The following is a 20,230-nucleotide window of genomic DNA, read 5'->3' on the forward strand; positions in this document are numbered from 1 at the left end:
TTGTCGTAGGACCACGGCGTGAGGGAGCCGCTCTGCCCGGTGAGCTGGCTGGCGTCGTTGTAGGTGAAGACCGTGCTGCCCGGGCAGGTGGAGGCGGTGCCGCCCTGGGAGGTGAGGTTGCCGGCCTTGTCGAAGCAGTACAGCCAGGACGCCGTGCGGGTGCCGGCCGAGTCGGCTTCCAGAGCGTAGGTGAGGCGATCCTGGGAGTCGTAGGTGCAACTGGTCTTCTCGCCACCGCGTGAGCAGGACCGAAAGCTCGGCGCATGTGCACCGGCGCTCGGCCTCGCGCCGGTTGCAGGGCGCTTCAGACCACGGGACAGACGCGCGGTGAGGGTTGCCGATGTCCTTTCTTCTCGGTCCGCCGTATTCGGCGGCTACCGGCGGTATCGGGCGCGCAGATGAGGAATCCGGCTTGGCAGCCAATGGATGAGTGCCGCCGTCGCGGCAAAGCTGCCCAGTGTCGCAAGAAAGGCCCCCGGATACAGGTGATCCACCCAGCATGGCTGCCATTCACTGCGACACGAGGGCGGGGAGCCCTTTCCAGGGATCGCGCGTGCTGCGGCCAGCGCGCACACCAGGGCGACTGTCCCATACGCGATGCCAGCAGCGGCTGCCCGGGGCTGATACGTACTCCCGTCCGAGGAAGCCCGCCCGAAAGAGCGCCTGGCCGCGGTGAACGTGAGCGGGAGCAGCACGCCGATGGTGACGCCGAATCCGATGCCGGACCCTGGCCAGTACTCGGCCAGCGTCCACACCTCATCACCGAGCCACAGGGAGAGGGCAAGGAATCCCACGAGCGCTAGGAGCGCGGCGGCCTGCTTGCCGTTCTTGTTCCAGCTCGTGCCCCGCGCCCAACGCCTCATCAACAGCCCTCTCGTCTCCTGGGTTTGGCCGGTATCTCGAAGTTCAGCTCAGACATGTGCAAGGACGTGACGAGGGTGCCCATGTCCCTGCCTCGCCAGCTCGGCCAGCCTAAAAGTGGTTCGCCGCGCGGTAGCTTGCTGTGGCGCAGCACCCTAGCCCGGCATGAAATCGCAGATCAAACCGCTCGCACCGTCTCGGCCACAAGGCATTACGTAATCTGCAGGCCCGCCGGGGTGTCACCTTCCAGCGCACCAAGGCGCGGAAGAAGCCCCCGGATCCCGAGCGTGACGCCAACTTGATGAGGATTCGTGAAATCGGCCAGAGTCGATCTTCTTCCACATTTGAACCGGTCTTGGATGATGTGGGGAGGGTGGGGAGTACGAGCATGAGTGAGGGGGCGCCGACCGTCAGATCGGCGCCCCCTGGGGATCGGTGACGGTCAGGTGAAGGCGAGGGAGTTGCCGGTCATGGAGTGCGTCGCAGCGGGACGACCGACTACAGCCGCAAGCCAGAGTCCACGGCCGAGATGGCCGCGGCGGGATGCAAGGACACGTAGGCAGCGGTGCACGGCGTGCAATAGAGCGGCCCGGTCGGGAGCCGCGAGGCAGAGCCTCCCTCACCCCGCCCGCCGCCGTCACCCCCTCTGAGGCGCGTAACCTGCGCGGGTTCCGGGGCGCGGCGGGACTGGCCTCATGCGGTTTCCGGATGGCAGCCATGCCAGACATTCGCTTGTCGCATCTGGCGCCCCCTCCCTAGTAGTGCTTCGTTAGGTTCTCGTTCTGGTGAGGGGGCGGCCGCAGGTGGTGCAGGTGCCGTTCCAGCAGAGCAGGAGGTCCTGTAACGCGTCGAGGACTTGGTAGAGGCTCAGGCTGGCGTGGGGGCTTTTGGGTTGTAACGCCGCAGGGTGAGGAAGGCTTGTGCGGCGGTGACGAGGGTGACGTGGTGGTGCCAGCCGCGCCAGGTGCCGCCTTCGAAGTGGTCCAGGCCCAGGCCGTGCTTGAGTTCGCGGTAGTCGTGCTCGATGCGTCAGCGCATCCTCGCAAGGCGCACCAGGTCGGCGATCGGGGTGGTGGCGGGCAGGTTGGTCATCCAGTAACCGGTGGGCTCCGGCGCCGTCTCGGGCTGTTCGATAAGCAGGGTCCGCAACGGCAGCACGCCGTCCCACCGGCTGCGCCCGCCGGCACCTTCCTGGGCGGCGCGGGTGGCTTCCTTGCCTGAGGGCCGCACCTCAAACGCCGCAAAACGCGAGGTCATCGATCCCTTGCTGCCCTGGCGCCAGGTGACGGTTTCGAAGCGCAGGTCCGGATCGATCAGTTGGTGCAGAGGCCGGGCCGGCTCGCGATAGCGCGGCAGCGTGGGCGGTCCCAGCCCCTGGTAGGGCGGCCAATGCGGGACAACACCGGCCGGGCGGGCGACCTCCTTCGGGTCGACCGCCATGACGTAGGACCAGCCGCGTTCCTCCAGGGCCAGGCGGAAGCAGACACTGCGGCCGTAACCGGCATCGGCCACCAGCACCGGCACCGACCCCACCCAGCCGGCCAGCCGCTCCAAAAGCCCCAACGCCAGGCGGGGCTTGGTCACATGCCCCACCTCCTCGGGCACCCCCGCAGCCGTGCGCCGCGGCAGGTCATGGGCCCATTCCTCGGGCAGGAACAGCTCCCACTCCAGCGGGCAGGAGGCCATGTCGGTGGCGGCGTGCACGCTGACGGCGACCTGACGTTGGCCCGCTTGCCCAGCGCCCCGCAGTACTGCCGGGCCACCCCTACCGAGGCCCGCCCGCACTTGGGTAACGACACATCGTCGATGACCCACACCTCGGGCTGGATCACCTTCACCAGCCGCTCGGCGATCCGCCGCCGCACCGGCAGCCAATCCCACGGCGACTGGTTCACGAACTGCTGCAGGGCCTGCATGTTCCCGTCCGGCAGCCGCTCGGCCATCGGCTGGATCGACTTGCGCCGACCATCCAGCATCAGCCCCCGCAGATAACACTCACCCCTGGCCCGCTGATCCTTGCGCGGCACCGAGGCGAACACATCCTCCACGAACAGCACCAGCCCGATGCGTAACCGGTTCACTTCATGTGCGTCCACACACCCAACATGCTCTTGATCAGCGCAAACGCACAGACCTAACGAAGCCCTACTAATCATCATCGGGTCGGCTGCAGCGGTCATCGCCGCGATCGTCGCCACCGCGATCATCGTGGTGCAGACCCGCGATGACAGTGGGAGCCCGAGCAGCCCTTCGTCGCGTTCCGCGCCGTCGGACGACACGCTCATCACCAGGAAAGCACAGGAGCCGACGCCGGCGAATACCGAACCGAAGGTCAGGGGGCTGCAGGACAGGGCGGTATACGAGAGCGGCGTGGAGGTGACGCTGTCCGACTATCAACGCGGCACGTCGTCGGCGAACGCCGCGCCGGCGGACACGCCGTACGTGTCGTTCACCGTGAAGATCGAAAACGAGTCCGAGTCGGCCCTGGACGCCGGGACCGGCTACCTCATGTGCTACTCCGGCGAAGAAAGCCAGGAGTCCAAGCAGATCTTCGACGACCAGCTGCACGGACTACCCTCAATCCGGCTGCGGCCGGGGCGGACGGCGAAGGCGACGGTGGCGTGTGAGATGCCGAAGGATGAGAACTATCTACAGGTGGAGTTGACGCCGTCGACGGAGCTGCCGAAGACGATCTTCGCGGGCAACGTGAAATAGGACGCAGTGTCAACAGCCCCCACCCGGACAGGCCCCAGAGTTGATCAGCGCAGTCGGCAACTCGGTACCTTCCGTGGGTACCGGACCGCTTTCTGGCCTGTCCGACGATGGACCGCGTTCCGGAGCTCCGGTCCGCCACCGCAACAGACCACCACAAGCTGGTCAGCACTCGTGCCGCCTGCTCGCCGGGTCAGTCTGAGTCCGGCCCGATCATCCCAAGCAGAACCTCGCGATCCATGACCCGAGCCGTGCCATGCGCAGCGGTCGCCCGATGTCGCCCGTCGTACCGTCACCTGACGCTGACCTCAGCCCTGCCCGCCCCGGATCTGGCTGAGCAGGTCCAGTCCCCGCCGGGCCCGTGGGCCGAAGAACAGCACAGAGGCCAGAATCCCGCACGCACCGATGGCGTAGTCCCTCGTCGATTCGGATAAGCCGATCTGGCTGACCGTCGCTGCTGACCCGACGGTGATCACCACGAAAGCAGCGATCCGAAGTGCCTCCCAGTCGCGTACGGCCTCCAGCCCCGTCAGCTCCTCGTCGTCAAGGAGTGCCCCGAGGTGACCTTGGACGTACCGGTCGGCGATCTTCATCAGGAGGCGTGCGAGTTCGGGGATCGCTGCCGCGCCCTCGACGTCGATCCGCGCCTCGGCCTGGCGCAATGCTGCCACGACGAGACCGGCATGGTGCTTGAGCTGTCGGCGGCGATGGGAGCGAACGGGCAGTCGCTGCGAGGTGCGATGCATGCGGTTCACCGTGCGGGAGGTGACCCTGACAGCTCCTGCCAGCGCCCGGGCGGAGTCGGCACGGCGTGCGCCGCGACTGTAAGTATCGGTGCAGCGGTATACCGCCCGTTTGATGACCACAACGGGGAACAATTGGCGCGCGGCGCCGTCGATCCACTTCGTCCGAGTTGAGGGTGGGGCACCCGCCGAGCGGAGCAAGGCCACCAGCACGGTGGCAAGCAGCAACGTCGCGGCGATGTTGATCGTGTTGACGGAGGGCATCGACCAAGAGCCGGTGAGAAGACCCCAAATCTCTTCAGGTTGCCGCAGCTGCCCACCATGCCCGGCCGGCGATTCGGGTGATTGAGTACAAACGCAGATAAAGAAACCAAAAAGAGTGCAGACTGTGAAGACGGCAGGTTGGCTCTCCACCACGCGCTCCTGGAGCCAGACGCCACTGCGCAAGGCCGCCCTGACGCGCAGCGGCGCCGGCGGTAGTCCCAGCCTTCGGAGGTCGGCCTCCAAGGCCTCGACGGCTGCGTTCGCCCTCGCGTAGCGGGCGACTGCCTTCCTGCTGCTCAACACCCTCCAGGACATGCCAAGGAACCTTGCCAGGACGGGTCCATAGCTGAACAGGGCTGGGTGCGACCGGAGTCTCTTCCCTCCGTCCGCACTTCGCGTCGGAAGCGTGGAATCGGTGCGCCCCTTGGAAAACCGCCGCTTGGAGGAACAGCGGCCGATGCAGGCTCGTGCCGCCAACAGGCTCACCGGCCCGGCCGTACTCGTCGCGGCCGGGCTCCTCATCCCCCTTCTCCCCGGCGTCGGACCCGTGCCCGGCGACAGCGTACGCATCCTCCTGCTCGCCTCCGCAGCCCTCGCCCTGCTCCCAGCCACCACCACCGACCTGGCCCGCAACAACATCCAAGGCGCCCTGGACAAAGCCCTGTTCAGCAAGGACCACACCTCAGCCCTCCACTGGAAAAACGGCGATGCGCCCTCGCCTGCAACACCCTCCTGGCAGGCCGCACAGATCCCCGCCCCCCCTCCAGGCCACTGCCCAACAGCTTGGGCACCTACCGCTGGGTCGTGGAGAGGAGTTTTGCCTGGCTGCACGGCTTCCGCCGCCTACGCATCCGCTGGGAACGGCGAGCCGACATCCACGAAGCGTTGCCCAGACTTGCCTGCTGCCTCATCACCGATCGGCAGCTCACAGCATTGCACTGACACTGGAACCGCTGGGCACTCCGTGGATGTCCGTGGCTCATGCCACGACGATCCGGCCTCACGAGTGACCGTGGCTGGAAAGACACATCATCGCTCAGGCCCTGGGCCACCTCGCCGTCCGCCAGGGCGCCCCCTCCGCTTCGCCAAGACCAGCCGCGTCGTCGCAGACCTCGCCGGCGGCCACGCGGACTGCACCTGGGAGAAACGGATCCGTGGAGCGAGCATCCGACACACCAACACCCTTGGAGCGACACATGAGTTCCACTCCCGCCCAGACACCACCCACTCCGTCCGAGTCCGCCCAGCCCCGACGGCCCGTTTCGCGCCCGCTGCGCTCGTGATTCACGCAGTTCGACCCGCCTGCGCCTGGGTCGTGGCGGGCGATCAGCGCATCACAGTTCGGCATCTTCCGGGCTGGCCTGCGGGTAGTTTAGTAGCCTCGTCGGACCATCGTCAGGGGGGCGCGTGAGATACGGGAAACAAATCCTCGCCCCAATCGCCGCAACCGGTTTGATCGCCCTCACTGCGAGCAGAAATACGGCTCGACGAACGGCTGTTGCTCTACCTCTGGGCAGTACGCCCTCCACGTCTGTGGAGTCCGCGGAGGGTCAATATGACGCCCGGCGCGGTGCAGTCGGCTACGCTCCCATCGTAGGAACCCTCGGGGCGTTGGCCGTGCCCGCAGTCATCATCGTGTTCACGATTCCTCCGGATGATCCAAGTGGCGGTCAGGCCCTCGCCTTCTCGGCAGGACTCCTCGTCGTCACAGTGATCGGCAACATCATCGGAGTCATTGCTCTGGCGGCAATCGGCGCGGAGCAATCCCTCACGCCTAACCTCACGCCAGCGATCATGTTCGCTGCAGTCTCGGTCGTGATTGCCCTTGTCGATGTGGTCGCCGCGTTCGAAATCCTTGCCTCGCTCGCCCTGCCTCACGCCCGGCTTCTCTTGCAGCTCATCACCGGAATAGCCGGATCTCTCGGAGTCTTTTTCACCGCCTTGGCTCTCGGCGACAGTTGGGCCACCCACCCAGCGAACTCACCTCACCATGGAGCCTGGAGATCCGCGGAATGGATCACTTCGCAGCGTGAGGGCACTGCATTACGCGTAGCGGAATTCGGTGTTCTTCCCGTGCTCGCAGGTACCGTGCGCCGGGCCAGCGGGCTTCATCGCTCAGCAGGGACGGCGGCGGCCAATACGGTAATTCTCAACAAGGTCTGGCTCTCACTGTCGTGGCCTCGGTCGCCAGCGCGCTGCGCACACGGCATCCCGACGCCGGGTCGTCCCACGGCACACGCGCCTGGGAGGCCTACGCCTCGACCCTGACCACCAGCACATACACCGCCATTCTCCTGTTCTTCCTGCCGTGACACGTCAGGGCGGGCCAAAGAGCCTGTGGGTCTTAGGAGTTACGCGTCCGGACTGGCTTAACGGGTGAGTGAGGGGCGCGGGCGGGACGCCCTGCAGGTATAGGAGCAGACCGCGGCCCATGGCCGAACGGCTCATGCGTTCAAGAAATCGGAATCCAGCCTCGCGCGGTGAGGCGGACGCCCAGCAGGAGTAGACACACATGATCACGCCAGGGCAGCGGCGAACGAGGATCCGCCCGGCACGGCCAAGGCCGCAGCGAGGTCAAGCTCACGTGAGGGAACCACAGCCACGGCCAGCAAACCCCTCTGACACACCGGCCCACTCCCGCGACTGGAACCGCGTCGCGACGATTGTAGGAGTGGTCATCGGCATCGCAACCCTTGCCTTCACCGGGTGGGCAACCTTCGTGCAGGCCCAGGTCGCCGCAGATCAACTTGACCAGTCCAAGGAGGCAGCCGAAGAACAAGCGCGCAGTCAGGCCACGCGCACGGCGGCCTGGCTGGATCAAGGACCAGACGGCGCGCCGCGAATCCATGTGGCAAACCGGTCGCCCGATCCTGTTTCCCAGGTGCTCGCTGTCTTTTCCGTTGAGGACAGCCATACCAGCCAGGGCGGTCGTCTCGTCTTGGGGAGCGGAGGGGTTGCCTTCGAATCAGTGGGACCGTGCACTGAGCTCGTCGTCGATGTGGACTTCCTCGACCTGAAGGGCCACTGGAACAGCGTCCTCAAGAAGCACAAACTGTCGCGTGAGGATCTCCTGTTTCGCCATCCTCTGACCTCGTTCACGGACTCGAAAGGAGACTCCTGGGTGCGCAGTGAAAGCGACCTGATGAAGGTGGACGACGGAGACGCCGACACGGACAACGCCTACTACCACATGCAAAACGCACATTTCATGACCCAGCAGGCTGTGCCTGCCGCGAAGCAGACACCATCGTGCGGCAGTTCAGACCCGGCCACCTGACAACGCCCCCGGCACTCCTGCTCGGCACCGCAGCCATCACCTTGCTGATCTTCGCCAGCCACCCTGCCGGCACCAGCACCCTACAACTCTCGCTCCCCGATACGCCCCACACCGACCAGATCCGGACCTGCTGTGTGAACATCAGCGGGCCCAGGGCAGACGAGGTCCATCTGCAGGCCAGCTGCCGGTGGGGTGCGCCCTTTCCTCTCGCAACAAGGATGCCCATGGCTGCAGTTCGCTGGGACCAGCGTGCCGTCGCTTCCGTCACGGTGCAGGGTACCGTGACGGATCAAAAGCTCTTCACCGACTCGGTGGATGAACAGGGGTGGCTCGTCGTCGAGTCGCACGTGCCGACCGGCCTTTCCACGCTGACCGCGGGCTATGCCCGTTACACCGTGGAGGTGCGCTTTCCCGGCTCCGCCTACCGCGCGGTCAGCGGTGCCCGTCAGCGACTCGAGGTCCTCGCGGAACATCTCAAGCTCGAACTGACCGTCACGGCAGTGGATTTGGTACGCGGTGAGCCCGACCTCCGTCCGCACTGGACGGTCTACCGGCCCGCGGCCGGCCCACCCACCCCCGTGGGGAGCGGCCGGCTCGAACTGCTGCGCCGCCGGGTGGCGGAAACCCGCGGCACCGGTCGTCAGACACGGGCGAACACCGAGGCGCAGGCGCTGGCTCTCGCCCGCTGGCCGCTGCCCGGAACCGCCGCCACCCCGGCGGATGCACGGGTGCGACCGTCGTGGCGTGAGGCGTCCGGGCTTGGTCGGCACCCGGGCGGGCCGCGCAGACATCTCCTGGCGGGCCTGAGCCACTGCATGATCGTCCTCCTTGCGGTCGGCGTGGCGGTCACGCAGAACGATCACACGTCTGTGGCACAGGCACGGTTTTGGTTCTTCCTGCTGGTGGCATTGGGCGCCGTGACCGTCGCCGCGATCAGGCTGCGGCGCAATCGACCTGGTATGCCGCCGGCGGGTCTCGTCTTGACCTTGGCCGTTATCGGCGCAGGCAGTTTCCTGACCGGGGCGAACATGGGCTGGGCCTTTGAGGCGTACGCGCCCGATGTCTTCTCCGGCGGGTACGCGCTGCTCATCCTGCTGACCGGGCTGTTCATCCTGCGGGGCTTAAGTCTTCTCTTCCGCACTGCGCCGTTGCGCAGCACGCTGCCCTGGCTCCTGCCGGCTCTGCTGCCATTCATCCCCGGCCTGGTGCCGTCCGTCGGCCTGTGGCAGACCACCCTCTATCTCAACGAACTGCACGTGGACGTCGAGGATATCCAGATCCCCGCCTGGGACCAATTCCAGTCCACTCTGGCGGTGTTGGGAGCGATGAGTCTCTGGCTCCTGGCGCCGGCGCTGCTGGGGCTGGCCCAGCATCTGCACCTCATGATCCGCGAACGATGGATGGCCTACACCGCCTTTGCCCTGCTCTCTGTGTGGTGCCTGCTCATCGGGGCCTGGCAGTTCGCTTACTTGCCCGCCGTCAACGCAGGCATGGAGGCCGCCAACGCCGCCTCCAGTGAGACTGACGCTCCGGGCGGCTTCGGAGTCGCCCCGGAGTGGGTGTGCGTCCTCCCCATCGACGCTGCCGAGAAGGTGCCGGCCGACGGCGGCAGGCTCGACCCAGAACAGCCCTACCTGAAAATAGGCGACGCCGACGGCACGGCCGTCCTGGCATCCGCCGCCGAACAGCCCCTCAAAATACGGCTGTCCGCCGTACGCCTGATACCGATCGGTGAGGCCCCGGGCTCCCACACCTGCACCGAATTCATGGCCTTCCGGTGACACCGGCACGGCGACCGCGACTCGAGCTGCCAGGAACGGGCAAGGTGAGTAGTTGGGCCGCTGCGCGGCTGTGCCCACCTGCCTGTGTGCGTCGACGATTGATTTCGCGATCGCGCGGACCTCGGCATAGTTGAACTGCTGGCCAGGCGGGGCGAAGATGTGTGCGAATGCCTCGTCGGCGATCTCTATCGATCCACGAGCAGGGAGGCGCACCCAAGCAGCAGGTAGACCCGCAGGGGGCCGACCTGTTTCTTTGTACTGGTCTTTCAACTTGTCGCGGCGGCCTGGGGCAGGTGTGCTTTGGCCCGTGCGGGCGAGCTTGGGCGGATCAGCAAGGATAAATCCTCATTGTGGGGACAGTCCCTCCCCGGGGGCGGGTGGAGCACAAACGCAGGCATCTGCTGTTTCTGGGACTGGAGGGGACCGGGAAAATCGCCACCTTGATGACAAGCTGCCCCCGGCGCAGCAGTACCTGCTGGAAAGCCACGGAGTGGATCCTGACGCCGCGGAGCCTGAAATGCGGCCGGTACGCAGGTCGCAGGGTGAACTGTGCGAGCGGAACACGGCCGCCGCCCGCCAGTTCCACGCCCGCGAAGGGCATCTGCGGGTACCCCGCCAGCACCGCGAAGACGTCGACGGAGAGCTTGTGGGACTGGGGTCATTCATCTCCAACGCCCGCCGCCGCGCCGACAAGCTCAGCGCCGAACGACACGATGCGCTGATCGCGTTGGGGGTGCGCTGGTAGACGGCTGGGAAGAGAAGCACGGCTGGGAGGAGAAGCAGGCTGCCGTAGAAGTGGTGGCGGGGGCACTTCTCTGGGGATGGAACCTCCTAATCCTCAGCGCGCCACCTTCTGATCCACTCCAGCGCCTCAACAGACTGCAGAGTGTCAGGGTGATCCTCACCCAACACCCGCTGCCGCCGGGCGAGCGTCTCCTCACCCAGCACCACCGCCTCCCCCACCCGACCCGCCTCTGCCAGACTGACCGCCAGATTGGACGCCGTGCTCAGAGTGTTGGGACGCTCCTCACCCAACACCCGCCGCTGCCGGGCCAGCGTCTCCTCACCCAACACCACCGCCTCCCCCACCCGGCCCGCCTCCCCCAGATGGGCGGCCAGGTTAGACGCCGTGAGCAGGGTGTCGGGATGCTCCTCACCCAACACCCGCTGCCGCCGGGCCAGCGTCTCCTCACCCAGCACCACCGCCTCCCCTACCCGACCCATCTCCGCCAACCCACTCCCTAGGCTGGACGCCGTACGCAGGGCGTCGGGATGCTCCTCACCCAACACCCGCCGCTGCCGGGCCAGCGTCTCCTCACCCAGTGCCACCGCCTCCCCCACCCGATCCAGCGCTGCCAGCCGAATCGCCAGGTTGGACGCCGTGCGCAGGGTGTCGGGATGCTCCTCACCCAACACCCGCCGCTGCCGGGCCAGCGTCTCCTCACCCAACGCCGCCGCCTCCCCCACCCGATCCAACACTGCCAGATGGACCGCCAGGTTGGACGCCGCGCCCAGGGTGTGAGGATGGTCCTCACCCAGGAGACGGCGACGCCGCTCGAGGGTGTCCTCGTCCAGGGTGAGGGCCCGCTCGGGGTACTGAGTGTCGCCGTAGGCGCGGGCGAGATAGGTGGCGGTCCACAGGGTGCCGTCGTGATCCGGGCCCAGCTGCTGGGACCAAGCCGCGTACAACTCCTCCAGGCGGTCCCGCGCGGGACCGGCCTGGCCGCGGTCCATCAGATACCAGCACGCCGCGCGCACCACATCCCGTCCCGCCTTGGTAGTGAGCCGGGCCGGGTCGACAGCCAGGAGGTGGGGCAGCAACACCTGCCAGCCGGGCCACGTCGAGGGCTCGCCAACAGCGCCGGGGTGGGCGGCGGCCAAGAGGGCTTCGACATCTCCGACCGCCTGCGGTAGCTGGTCGAGGGAGAGCTGATCACGCAGCACGGCCTGGGTAAGACGGTGCACCTGTACCGTGCCGTCCTGCACCCGAGCCAGACTGTGCCGTCCGATCGCAGCCAAGGCCTTGCCGACGGCCAGGCGGCCCGCGACGGCCGCCCGCAGTGGTGAGGAAGCGTCGTCGGGGAGACGGCCGGCGCACGTGGTGGCGGGGAAGGGTTCGGGGGACAGCAGGGCCAGGGCGGTCAGCAGAGCGGCAGCGCCGGGATGCTCGGCGGCCAGGCGGGCGGTGGTCAGGCGCACCTGCGCGGCCAGCGAGACGGAGTAGCCGTCCGGCGGTCCCTCATCCAGCACCTCGGCTGTACTGCGGGCCAGCTCGGCTCTCAAGTCGGCGGCCGACAGGCCATGGAGCGTGCGCAGCGCGGCCGCCTGGGCCAGCGCCAGCGGCAGATCATCCAGAGCTGCGGCAAGACGGTCGGCGTCAGTGTCGTCCAGGGTCGCACCGTGGGCGCGCAGCAGGGCAACGGACTCCGTACGGGAGAACACGTCGACGTCCAACGGGGCAGCGTGGGTGTGCCAGTGCGGGTTACGGGAGGTGACCAGCACATGCCCGCCCCCACCCGGCAAATAGGGAGCCAATGCGGCGGGGGCTTCGGCGTTGTCGAAGACCAGCAGCCAGCGTGACATCATTCCCAGCTCCGCCAGGAGCAGCTCGACTGCAGCGGCCGGTGGTGTGCCCGCGGGTGCGATGGCGGCGCGGGTGGCCAGCTGGGCGAGTTGGTCGGGGATCAGGGTCGGGTCTTCCGAGGCGATCCACCAGGCGACCTCGTACTCGCCGGCGAAGCGGTAGGCGTACTCGAGGGCGAGCTGGGTCTTGCCGACCCCGCCGCGGCCATGCAGGGCTTGCACCGCTACTCGCTGCCCGGACGCCAACTCCTCCCGCAGGTGCACCAGCATGCTGTCGCGGCCGGTGAACGCCGCGTTCCGAGCAGGCAGGTTCCGCACCCGGGGCAAGGAACCCGGAAGACGCGGGCCCGTACCACCAATCCGCGACAGCATCCCCGGCGGCCGGCCCGGCGCCCGCCCGGGCCGGGACGGACCGTTCACCGCACGCAGAAGGGCATCACGCGCAGTCTGCTCATCCAGGCCGAACAGATCAGTGACGATGAACGTACTCAAGATCGCCGGGGTCGCCGACTTCGCGATCCTTACCGGGGTGATCTGTTGCTGCCGGGCCAGCATCGCCGTCCACTCCGGGGTCGTGAACCGCTCCGGCTCGAAGTACGCAGGCGAGAACAGGGCCAGCATCCGACCCTGTTCCAAGGCCGCGTTCATCTTCAGGATGAAGTTGTCGCCCGTACCCCAGTCCCAACAATCCAGCTCCACCTCATGGCCGGCCTCGAGGAGCTGCCAGGCGATCCACTCTGCCCACGCACGATCCGCACCCGCATGACTGATGAACCAGACTCCACCCGACACAGCGTCACACGCCCCCGCACCGCTCTCCATCACGCCCCCGAACCACCCGCAACGCGCTGAACCACCCAGCGTAGAGCGCAGGCGCCCACCCGGACCCGGACTTCACCGCCCCCTGTCCAGGAGAGGGCGAGTTTCAGCGGGGGGATGTCATCGTCCCGTATGGCGCCGCTGGAGGACATCGATCCCGGCAGCCCTGGCGTAGCAGGGACGGTCAACGCCTTGTGTTCGACGCCCGGCAACGCATTGACAACTCACCTGGTGTCGTTGGCCAGCGTGTGCGCGACCAGTGCATTGGCGTGGCCATGGCCCAGGCCGTGCTCGGTCTTGAGCCAGGTGACGAGTTCCATGTGCTTGGTCAGCGGTGAGGTGCGGATGAGGTCCTTCCACTCCGTTATCGGGCGGCCGTACTTCTTTTCGATCGCAGGGAAGTAGCTGGCGGGCCCCTTGGCTGGTGCGGTCATGCGGACGTCTCCTGTCGGTCGGTGGTGGTCTGGGTGTGGTGCCGGCGGGCGGCGGGCGGCGGGCGGCGGGCGGCGGGCGGCGGAGCAGGGTCCCTAGCGCCGCGTGGGGAAGGCCAGGCGGGCGGTGACGGCGCTGAGGCCGAGCAGGCCGAGTCCTGCTCCGGCGGTGAAGGCCGCCACTGTGGTGGCGGAGGCGGCGAACCCGGCGATGACTCCGACCGGGACGAGCCGCGCGGCGAGCGCCCAGCCACGCTGTCGGTGGGCGGCGAAGTGCCGGGCGAGCACGAGGAACGCGGCGCACAGAGCGAGATAGCCGACGGCGCCGCTGAGCAGGTGGATCGCGCCGTGTGCGCTGAGCGAGGTAACCCGGTCCTCGGGCGCACCGGCGGGGAAGCCGGCTCCCGGGTCGGCGCGGAAGACCCCGGCGAGCAGGAAGGAGGCAGCGAACGCGCCGAGCAGCCGAGGCGCCCAGGTGCCGCCGGGGGCATCGTGCAGGGCCTGGCGGATGGCGATCGCGCCGCAGGCGACAAGCAGGCCGGTGAGGAGGAAGACGGTGATCTGGATCCAGCCATAGGTGCCGAGGCTGAGCTGGCTCAGAGCGTTGCGGGTGAAGTCGAAGCCGTCCCGAGCCAGCCCCTGGGCCAGGCCCGCCGCGAGAAAGAGCGGGCCTGCCGCGATGCCGGCGGCCGCAGGCAGCCGGGGAACCGGCCGGGCCAGGCGTATGTCGCGGTCGGCCGCCGCGTCGAGTGTCTGCGTCATCAAGGGGTCCTTCCTGGTCATGGCTGAAGCAGGCGGCCAGAGGGGAATCCACTCGCCGCCGAAAACGAAGTGAGCTTGTCTTTTGCAAGCACACTTTGTCAATGGAACTTTGAGATAGGATTTGCATCATGGCGACTCGGGAGTACAAGCAGTTCTGCGGCCTGGCCCGCGCGATGGAGATGGTCGGCGAGCGGTGGTCGATGCTGATCGTCCGCGACTTGCTCAACGGGCCGCGGCGCTTCACGGACCTGCGCAAGGGCCTGCCCGCCATTCCCACCAACATCCTCTCGACCCGCCTGAAGCAACTCGAAGAGGCAGGGCTGGCCACCCGCCGCGCACTGCCGCACCCCGAGCGCGCGGTCGTCTACGAGCTCACCGAATACGGTCGGGATCTCGAACCGGCGCTCGTCGCGCTGGGCCGCTGGGGCGCGAGGACGATGACCGAGCCCCGCCCCGGCGAGGCCATCACCGCCGAAGCGGTGGCCATGTCCTTCCGCACCGCCTTCCGACCCGAACAGGCCCAGGGCACCACCGTCGGCTTCGAGGCCCGCATGGGCGAGTTCACCATCTGCCTGCAGATCACCGACGGTTCGCTCACTGTCAGCCCCGGGACGAATCCCACACCCGACCTGGTCATCGAGCGGCTGTCCGGCCACCCCGTCCGCGAGCTGATGAGCGGCAGCAAGACCCCCGCCGACGTACTCGCCGACGGCAGCGTGCGCGTGGAAGGCGACCCCGCTCTCCTCGACCGGTTCGCGGAAATGTTCCGCTTCTGACCAACACCTCCTCCGACAACGCCGGAAGCAGCCCGGCGACCCGACTCGAACACACCGGGGAACGCGATGGCGCCCGCCCCGCCGCAACCGGGACGCCCCAGGACCGTCCGGCGCCCTCCTGTCCTCCTGCACGGACTGGGCCGGCCACGCAGGCGAATGGGACACCGTCGCCCAGCCCGTTCACCCTCACTACCGCGTGGTCGCCGTCGACCAGCACGGCCACAGCGCCAGCGAGTGCTTCCCGCATGACGTGAGCCGCACTGCGTACGTCGCCGACATCCTCGCCGTCATCGACCAGCTCGACCTGCACCCGTCCTGGGGGGACAGTCTCTCGGCGTCCACACCGCCAGGCTCACCGCCGCCGCACACCCCAGCCAGGCGCTGTCACGGCATCACCCGGTCGGACGCGTCCCCTCGCCCAGGAAGGCCACGACCAGGCATCCCTGACCGTCCAGCCGGGGCACACCCGCCAGACGAACGATGCGTTCCTGACCTACCGGCCAGCGCACACGGGCGTTCTTACCCCACTTCAACGCGTCAGCGAGCGGCCCGGCAGGACCCCACAACAGGCCACCCACTACGGGATGTCGGCCGGCGTCAGCTCGACATTGGCGTTGGTCCGGGAGTGACCTGTCAAGGCAGACCAGGGGTAGACGTGGGTGATGTGAACGGGGGCGCGGGCGATCGTGACGAAGCAGATGCCGGTGGGCAAGGGGGCTTCCTTGCCTTCTGAACGGCCCATACAGACCAACCTGGCCCTGGCCGGGCACGACGTCAAGATCGCCCAGGCCCGGCACCTGGCCCGCCGATTTCCTGGCCCGGGTGCAGTCCGAGCATGGTCTGCCGGTATCTCAGCGGGCGATGGACGAGACCCTGCTGGCGGTCAGCGAGCTGGTGACGAACGCGGTGAAGTACGCGCCTGGCCCGCTCCTTGTCGACCTGCGCAGCGAAGGCGACCTGACCGAGGTGTCGGTGTGGGACGCCGACCCGGTACTCCCATAGCACGGGCCGCGGACGCAGGCCCGGTATACGGAGCCCGGATACTTCTTCCCCCGCGTGGGCAGCAACGTGGTACTCGATCGGCGTCACTGCACAGAGGGGGACTTGGGTGGCGGACGATGACGACCCGCCGGCGGGGTGGGATCAGGGCGAGTGCCGGATGTGGGAGGCCTATCGGTGCGGCGAGTGGTGCGAGGGTGTGCCGGAGGTACGGGGAGAGGCCGTACGCCAGCTGCTGCTGACCGCGCCGCCCCCGCGCTCGGGCCACCTGGCCCGGCTCCGGCTGCGGGGCGTGCGGATACGCGGGGAGCTGGACCTGTCCGAGGCCGCCGTAGGCGGGGCCGTACGGCTGCAGCGCTGCCGGTTAGATCAGGCGCCGCGCCTGGACGGTGCACAGGTGGAGGCGCTCGAACTCGACGAGTGCCGGCTTCCCGGGCTGCGAGCGCACAGCGCTCGGACCGCCCGGGAGTTCAAGGTCACCCGCTGCACGGCGAGCGGCACCCTGGACCTGCGCTCGCTGACCGTGGGCACCCATCTCTTCCTCGACGGCACCAAGGTCCGCCCCGGTCCCGGGGAAGCCGCCATCGATGCCCGGTCCGTCGCCGTGGACGAATCCCTGTCGGCGACCGGTCTGGACTGCGCAGGCACCTTCTACCTGACCAATGCCCGCGTGCAGGACCTGCTCATCCTCCGGGGAGCGACAATCAGCACCCCCCGGGGAAATCTCCAGATGTCCGAACTCACCGTCGGCGGCGGCCTGTACATGGGCCGCGGCTTCTCCTGCGCCGGAACGGTCAACCTCTGCGGAGCATCGATCGGGGCGTCGCTGGAACTCCTCGACGCCACCCTCACCGGCCCCGGCCTGGACGCGGGCGACTACGCCCTCCACCTCGGCTGCGCCCAGGTCGGCGGCGACATCCAGGCCGAGCGCGGACTCGTCGTCGACGGACCGATCACCCTCGCGGACACGTCCATACGCGGCAGCATCGTCCTCAAAGGCGCCCGCCTGAACCACCCCGCGGGTACGGCACTGACGGCGGCCCGCGCGCACGTCGGCGGCGACCTCGACTGCCGTGACGGCCTCTCCGCGCACGGCACACTCGACCTGTGCGACGCCCGGATCGGCGGCTCGCTCCTGCTGGACGGGGCCGAACTGACGGCACCCGGGGGCGACTCGGACGCCCTGAGCGCCAACGGGATCGACATCGGTGGGGTGGCACGCCTCGGTCGCGGTCTCACCGCTCGCGGCAGGGTCGGCATCAGTAATGCCACGGTCCGCAGTTACGTGTCCTTCCACGGGGCGATCCTGGACGCGGCCGGAGCAGAGGAAGCCCTCGCCTGCCGAGGCACGACCGCGGCCCAACTGTCCCTGCAATTCGCGGAGTCCCCCAAGGGACACGTTTCCCTCAGCCGAACCAAAGTGATGCTGATCCGGGACATCCCCGCCAACTGGCCCACGTCCCTCAGACTGGACGGCACCGTGTACGACATGCTGCGTCCTACCCTGCCCGCCACGGAACGCCTGCCCTGGCTGATGCGGGACCAGGAGGGCTTCAAGCCCCAGCCCTACGAGCAACTGGCCGGTGTCTACCGACGCCACGGCCGTGACGCCGACGCCCGGACCGTCCTGGTCGCCAAGCAGCGCAACCTGCGGCCGACCCTCGCGTTCCCCGCCAAACTGTGGAGCCTCCTTCAGGACGCAGCAGTCGGCTACGGATACCGCCCGCTGCGGGCCGTATGGCTGCTGGTGTGCCTGCTCGCCGCCGGCTCCGCGCTTTTCGCGAGCTGGCACCCCGAACCCGTGGGCGGCGGCCCATACCCCCGCTTCCAGCCGGTCATCTACACCCTCGATCTCCTGCTGCCGCTGGTCGACCTCGGCCAGGAACGGGCATACGAGCCGACCGGGGCCACACAGTGGGCAGGGATCGTCCTCATCGGCACCGGCTGGCTGCTGGCCACCACCGTCGCCGCCGGCGCAGGTCGAGTCCTACGGAGAACCTGATTCAACGGGCGTGATGCCGACTGGCCGAAGACATCATGCAGACCGTCCTCCGGCGCCGCGCGCTTGGCTGGGCATCATCACGTGTACGCCGACAAGCGGTGGGCTCACACCTGACGGAAGACTGGGGCCAGCAGGTCGTCGCCCGGCCAGAATTCCTGTTCCGCGACAAGGCACGTGAGGAACAGGTCGGCCTCGGCCATGACGGCGGCCCGCTCCTGCGAACCGTAGGTGAGGGCTTGTCCGGAGCGGGCATCGAAGACGCGCACGTGACTGTCAGGGCCGGCCCACACGAGGGCTCTCCCGATCTGGGGCCCAGGCCGCGTTCGGCGCTGGAACGGAGCCAGGCGCCACGGCGCTCGAAGCGGTGGTTGCGAAGGCCGCGCCGCCCGCCTCGAAGACCGACCGGTTCGCCGACGAGTCGTCCTTCCGTCGGCGAAGGCCGTCTCCCGCAAGCACCCCCGCGCGGACACGAAGCGGCTCCTGCTCCTGCCGGCAACCGACCAACCGACGCCTGCGGGAGCTGTGTTGGGCGTGTCGCGGATGACGGCCAGCCGGAGCCGGCTGCAGCCTGAAAGCATGACCGACCTGAGCCAAGACCCCCGCTTCCTCCAGGACCCCTACCCCACCTACGCGGCCATGCGGTCCAGTTGCCCCGTGCAGCCCCTGCCCACGGGATCCGGCGGTCACCCCAGCTATCTCGTCACCGGCTACACGGAAGCCCGGGAAGCCCTCGGCGACGCACGGCTCTCGAAGGACACAGCCGCGTTCTTCGCAGGCGAGGAGTCACGGCGTCGACTGCACCCGGCGGTGGCACACACCATGCTCGCCACCGATCCACCCCAGCACACACGGCTACGCAAACTGGTGACCAAGGCGTTCACGAGTGGAGCCGTCGCACAGCTGCGCCCGTTCATCACCCGCGTCACCGACGAGTTGCTGGATCAGTGGCCCGTCGGCGAACGGTTCGACTTCGTGGCCGGCCTGGCAGTGCCGCTGCCGGTCATCGTGATCTGCGAACTGCTCGGAGTACCCGCGGGGGACCGACCCGACGTCCAGCGCTGGTCCGCAGAGCTGTTCACGGCAGGCAACCCCGACGCCATCGACGCGGCCTCACATTCCCTGGCCGACTACATGACGACCCTCATCGCCGCCAAGCGCCTGAACCCCGGCAACTGCCTCCTCGACGGACTCATCTCGGCGCGCGACGGAGACGACCGTCTCAGCGAAGAGGAACTGGTCTCCCTGGCGGTACTGCTGCTCGTGGCCGGGCACGAGACCACCACCAACTTCCTCGGCAATGCCACCCTCGCACTGCTCCAACACCCCACCGGGCTGGATCACCTCCGCAAGAATCCGCACGATGTCACGGCCGTACTCGACGAGTTGCTTCGCTTCGACTCCCCCGTCAGCACCGCCACCTTCCGGTTCACCACCGAAGCCATCACACTCGGCGGTACCGACATCCCCGACGGCACCCCGGTACTGATCGCCCTCGGAGCCGCCAATCGCGATCCGGCCCGCTTCACGTCACCGGACCTGCTCGACCTGGACCGGGACGCCACCGCCCACCTCAGCTTCGGCCACGGCATCCACCGCTGCGTCGGCGCTCCCCTGGCCAAGGCCGAGGCGGACATCGCCCTGCGAGCGATACTGAACCGGTATCCCGACATCCGGCTCGCCGAACCAGCCGACCGGCTGCAGTGGCGCCACACCCGCCTCGTCCGCGGACTCGTATCCCTTCCCGTCCTGGTGTAACCCTCCGACGCAGGAGCGCCTACCTGCACGTCCACGCCGTGCCAGCAGTGTGGAATTAGTCGGCGCGTGCGTCGCCGACCCGGTCACACTCCGCCAGCGTGCCGTCAACAAGGACGTAGTCGGGGTCGGCCTCGCGCAGGGCGCGCAGCAGGCCGGGCGCGCGGTCGGCGAGCAGATTGATGACTGCGGTGGTGTACGCGTGAGCGGTGCCGACGGAAATGCCGAAGCCGGCAGCCAGTTGGGCGAGGGTGCCGTGCCGACGCAGGTACACCAGGCCGACCAGCGCACGCTGGTGCGGCGGGAGCTGGCAGCAGCGCTCACCCTCGCGGGTGACGATAAGCATGGTGACCCACGCGACCAAGGCGTGTGGCAGATCGAGTGCGCCAGGATAGGCAACCAACGAGGCTCCTGCGCCGATGAGTTGAGACGACGAACACCTCCCTCAACGGCACGGGAGCCTCGTGC

The 20,230-nt window shown here is 68.1% G+C and carries 14 protein-coding genes and 4 pseudogenes; 10 read left to right on the forward strand and 8 right to left on the reverse strand.

Translation table 11 applies throughout. The annotated features are described in order from the left end of the window. Window positions 1-1,890: 1,890 nt before the first annotated feature. Window positions 1,891-3,146 (reverse strand): annotated as a pseudogene (locus ACFUO4_RS40140) (IS701 family transposase). Between ACFUO4_RS40140 and ACFUO4_RS40145 the strand changes: the two are divergent. Next, window positions 3,070-3,576, forward strand: coding sequence for a hypothetical protein (locus tag ACFUO4_RS40145; protein ID WP_383495030.1), 507 nt, complete (start codon window positions 3,070-3,072; stop codon window positions 3,574-3,576). The pseudogene ACFUO4_RS40140 and the gene ACFUO4_RS40145 overlap by 77 nt on opposite strands. A 305-nt stretch (window positions 3,577-3,881) precedes the next feature. On the opposite strand, the gene ACFUO4_RS40150 is transcribed toward ACFUO4_RS40145, so the two are convergent. Beyond that, window positions 3,882-4,730: a hypothetical protein gene (locus tag ACFUO4_RS40150; RefSeq protein ID WP_383494655.1), complete on the reverse strand. Its 849-nt coding sequence runs from the start codon at window positions 4,728-4,730 to the stop codon at window positions 3,882-3,884. Window positions 4,731-5,357: 627 nt separating this feature from the next. On the opposite strand from ACFUO4_RS40150, the pseudogene ACFUO4_RS40155 reads away from it, so the two are divergent. From ACFUO4_RS40155 to ACFUO4_RS40175, 5 genes and pseudogenes are all read left to right on the forward strand, one after another. Further along, window positions 5,358-5,522 (forward strand): annotated as a pseudogene (locus tag ACFUO4_RS40155) (transposase); the annotation flags it as partial. A 669-nt stretch (window positions 5,523-6,191) separates the two neighbouring features. After that, a complete protein-coding gene (locus tag ACFUO4_RS40160) occupies window positions 6,192-6,848 on the forward strand; it encodes a hypothetical protein (RefSeq protein WP_383494658.1) in 657 nt (218 codons plus the stop codon). Between the two features lie 403 nt (window positions 6,849-7,251). After that, window positions 7,252-7,857: a hypothetical protein gene (locus tag ACFUO4_RS40165; RefSeq protein WP_383494662.1), complete on the forward strand. Its 606-nt coding sequence runs from the start codon at window positions 7,252-7,254 to the stop codon at window positions 7,855-7,857. Window positions 7,858-8,081: 224 nt separating this feature from the next. Next, complete coding sequence (locus ACFUO4_RS40170; protein ID WP_383494665.1) at window positions 8,082-9,638, forward strand: hypothetical protein; 1,557 nt, start codon at window positions 8,082-8,084, stop codon at window positions 9,636-9,638. A 517-nt stretch (window positions 9,639-10,155) separates the two neighbouring features. Then, window positions 10,156-10,383: a helicase associated domain-containing protein gene (locus tag ACFUO4_RS40175; RefSeq protein ID WP_383494668.1), complete on the forward strand. Its 228-nt coding sequence runs from the start codon at window positions 10,156-10,158 to the stop codon at window positions 10,381-10,383. Between the two features lie 86 nt (window positions 10,384-10,469). Here ACFUO4_RS40175 and fxsT read toward each other — a convergent pair whose 3' ends face one another. From fxsT to ACFUO4_RS40190, 3 genes are all read right to left on the reverse strand, one after another. Further along, window positions 10,470-13,043 carry an FxSxx-COOH system tetratricopeptide repeat protein gene (gene fxsT / locus ACFUO4_RS40180; protein ID WP_383495014.1) on the reverse strand — a complete coding sequence of 858 codons (2,574 nt, stop codon included), beginning with the start codon at window positions 13,041-13,043 and terminating at the stop codon, window positions 10,470-10,472. A 221-nt stretch (window positions 13,044-13,264) separates the two neighbouring features. Further along, window positions 13,265-13,474 (reverse strand): DUF4287 domain-containing protein, encoded by a 210-nt coding sequence (locus tag ACFUO4_RS40185; protein ID WP_383494671.1) that lies wholly within the window; start codon window positions 13,472-13,474, stop codon window positions 13,265-13,267. A gap of 93 nt (window positions 13,475-13,567) precedes the next feature. Further along, window positions 13,568-14,233: a DUF998 domain-containing protein gene (locus ACFUO4_RS40190; RefSeq protein ID WP_383494674.1), complete on the reverse strand. Its 666-nt coding sequence runs from the start codon at window positions 14,231-14,233 to the stop codon at window positions 13,568-13,570. A 128-nt stretch (window positions 14,234-14,361) separates the two neighbouring features. On the opposite strand from ACFUO4_RS40190, the gene ACFUO4_RS40195 reads away from it, so the two are divergent. Then, window positions 14,362-15,009 carry a winged helix-turn-helix transcriptional regulator gene (locus tag ACFUO4_RS40195; RefSeq protein ID WP_383494677.1) on the forward strand — a complete coding sequence of 216 codons (648 nt, stop codon included), beginning with the start codon at window positions 14,362-14,364 and terminating at the stop codon, window positions 15,007-15,009. Between the two features lie 577 nt (window positions 15,010-15,586). On the opposite strand, the gene ACFUO4_RS40200 is transcribed toward ACFUO4_RS40195, so the two are convergent. Beyond that, window positions 15,587-15,751, reverse strand: a complete 165-nt coding sequence (locus tag ACFUO4_RS40200) for a hypothetical protein (protein ID WP_383494680.1) — start codon at window positions 15,749-15,751, stop codon at window positions 15,587-15,589. A gap of 119 nt (window positions 15,752-15,870) precedes the next feature. On the opposite strand from ACFUO4_RS40200, the gene ACFUO4_RS40205 reads away from it, so the two are divergent. Next, complete coding sequence (locus ACFUO4_RS40205; protein WP_383494683.1) at window positions 15,871-16,011, forward strand: hypothetical protein; 141 nt, start codon at window positions 15,871-15,873, stop codon at window positions 16,009-16,011. 106 nt (window positions 16,012-16,117) lie between these two features. Next, complete coding sequence (locus tag ACFUO4_RS40210) at window positions 16,118-18,010, forward strand: hypothetical protein (protein ID WP_383494686.1); 1,893 nt, start codon at window positions 16,118-16,120, stop codon at window positions 18,008-18,010. Between the two features lie 104 nt (window positions 18,011-18,114). Here the strand turns inward: ACFUO4_RS40210 and ACFUO4_RS40215 are convergent, their stop codons facing one another. Beyond that, on the reverse strand, window positions 18,115-18,276 hold the full coding sequence (locus tag ACFUO4_RS40215) for a hypothetical protein (RefSeq protein WP_383494689.1): 162 nt from the start codon (window positions 18,274-18,276) through the stop codon (window positions 18,115-18,117). An 865-nt stretch (window positions 18,277-19,141) separates the two neighbouring features. On the opposite strand from ACFUO4_RS40215, the pseudogene ACFUO4_RS40220 reads away from it, so the two are divergent. Next, window positions 19,142-19,612 (forward strand): annotated as a pseudogene (locus ACFUO4_RS40220) (cytochrome P450); the annotation flags it as partial. Here ACFUO4_RS40220 and ACFUO4_RS40225 read toward each other — a convergent pair. Next, window positions 19,549-20,165, reverse strand: a pseudogene (locus tag ACFUO4_RS40225) (transposase family protein); the annotation flags it as partial. The pseudogenes ACFUO4_RS40220 and ACFUO4_RS40225 sit on opposite strands and share 64 nt — an antisense overlap. Window positions 20,166-20,230: the final 65 nt, after the last annotated feature.

The organism is Streptomyces sp. NPDC057280 (assembly GCF_042668605.1).
Lineage (GTDB): Bacteria > Actinomycetota > Actinomycetes > Streptomycetales > Streptomycetaceae > Streptomyces.

Coding starts and splice junctions, on each gene's coding strand:
- ACFUO4_RS40170 (WP_383494665.1), top strand. CDS start 8,082: ATGGCTGCAGTTCGCTGGGACCAGCGTGCCGTCGCTTCCGTCACGGTG.
- ACFUO4_RS40175 (WP_383494668.1), top strand. CDS start 10,156: ATGCGGCCGGTACGCAGGTCGCAGGGTGAACTGTGCGAGCGGAACACG.
- fxsT (WP_383495014.1), bottom strand. CDS start 13,043: ATGGAGAGCGGTGCGGGGGCGTGTGACGCTGTGTCGGGTGGAGTCTGG.
- ACFUO4_RS40185 (WP_383494671.1), bottom strand. CDS start 13,474: ATGACCGCACCAGCCAAGGGGCCCGCCAGCTACTTCCCTGCGATCGAA.
- ACFUO4_RS40190 (WP_383494674.1), bottom strand. CDS start 14,233: ATGACGCAGACACTCGACGCGGCGGCCGACCGCGACATACGCCTGGCC.
- ACFUO4_RS40195 (WP_383494677.1), top strand. CDS start 14,362: ATGGCGACTCGGGAGTACAAGCAGTTCTGCGGCCTGGCCCGCGCGATG.
- ACFUO4_RS40200 (WP_383494680.1), bottom strand. CDS start 15,751: ATGGGCCGTTCAGAAGGCAAGGAAGCCCCCTTGCCCACCGGCATCTGC.
- ACFUO4_RS40205 (WP_383494683.1), top strand. CDS start 15,871: ATGGACGAGACCCTGCTGGCGGTCAGCGAGCTGGTGACGAACGCGGTG.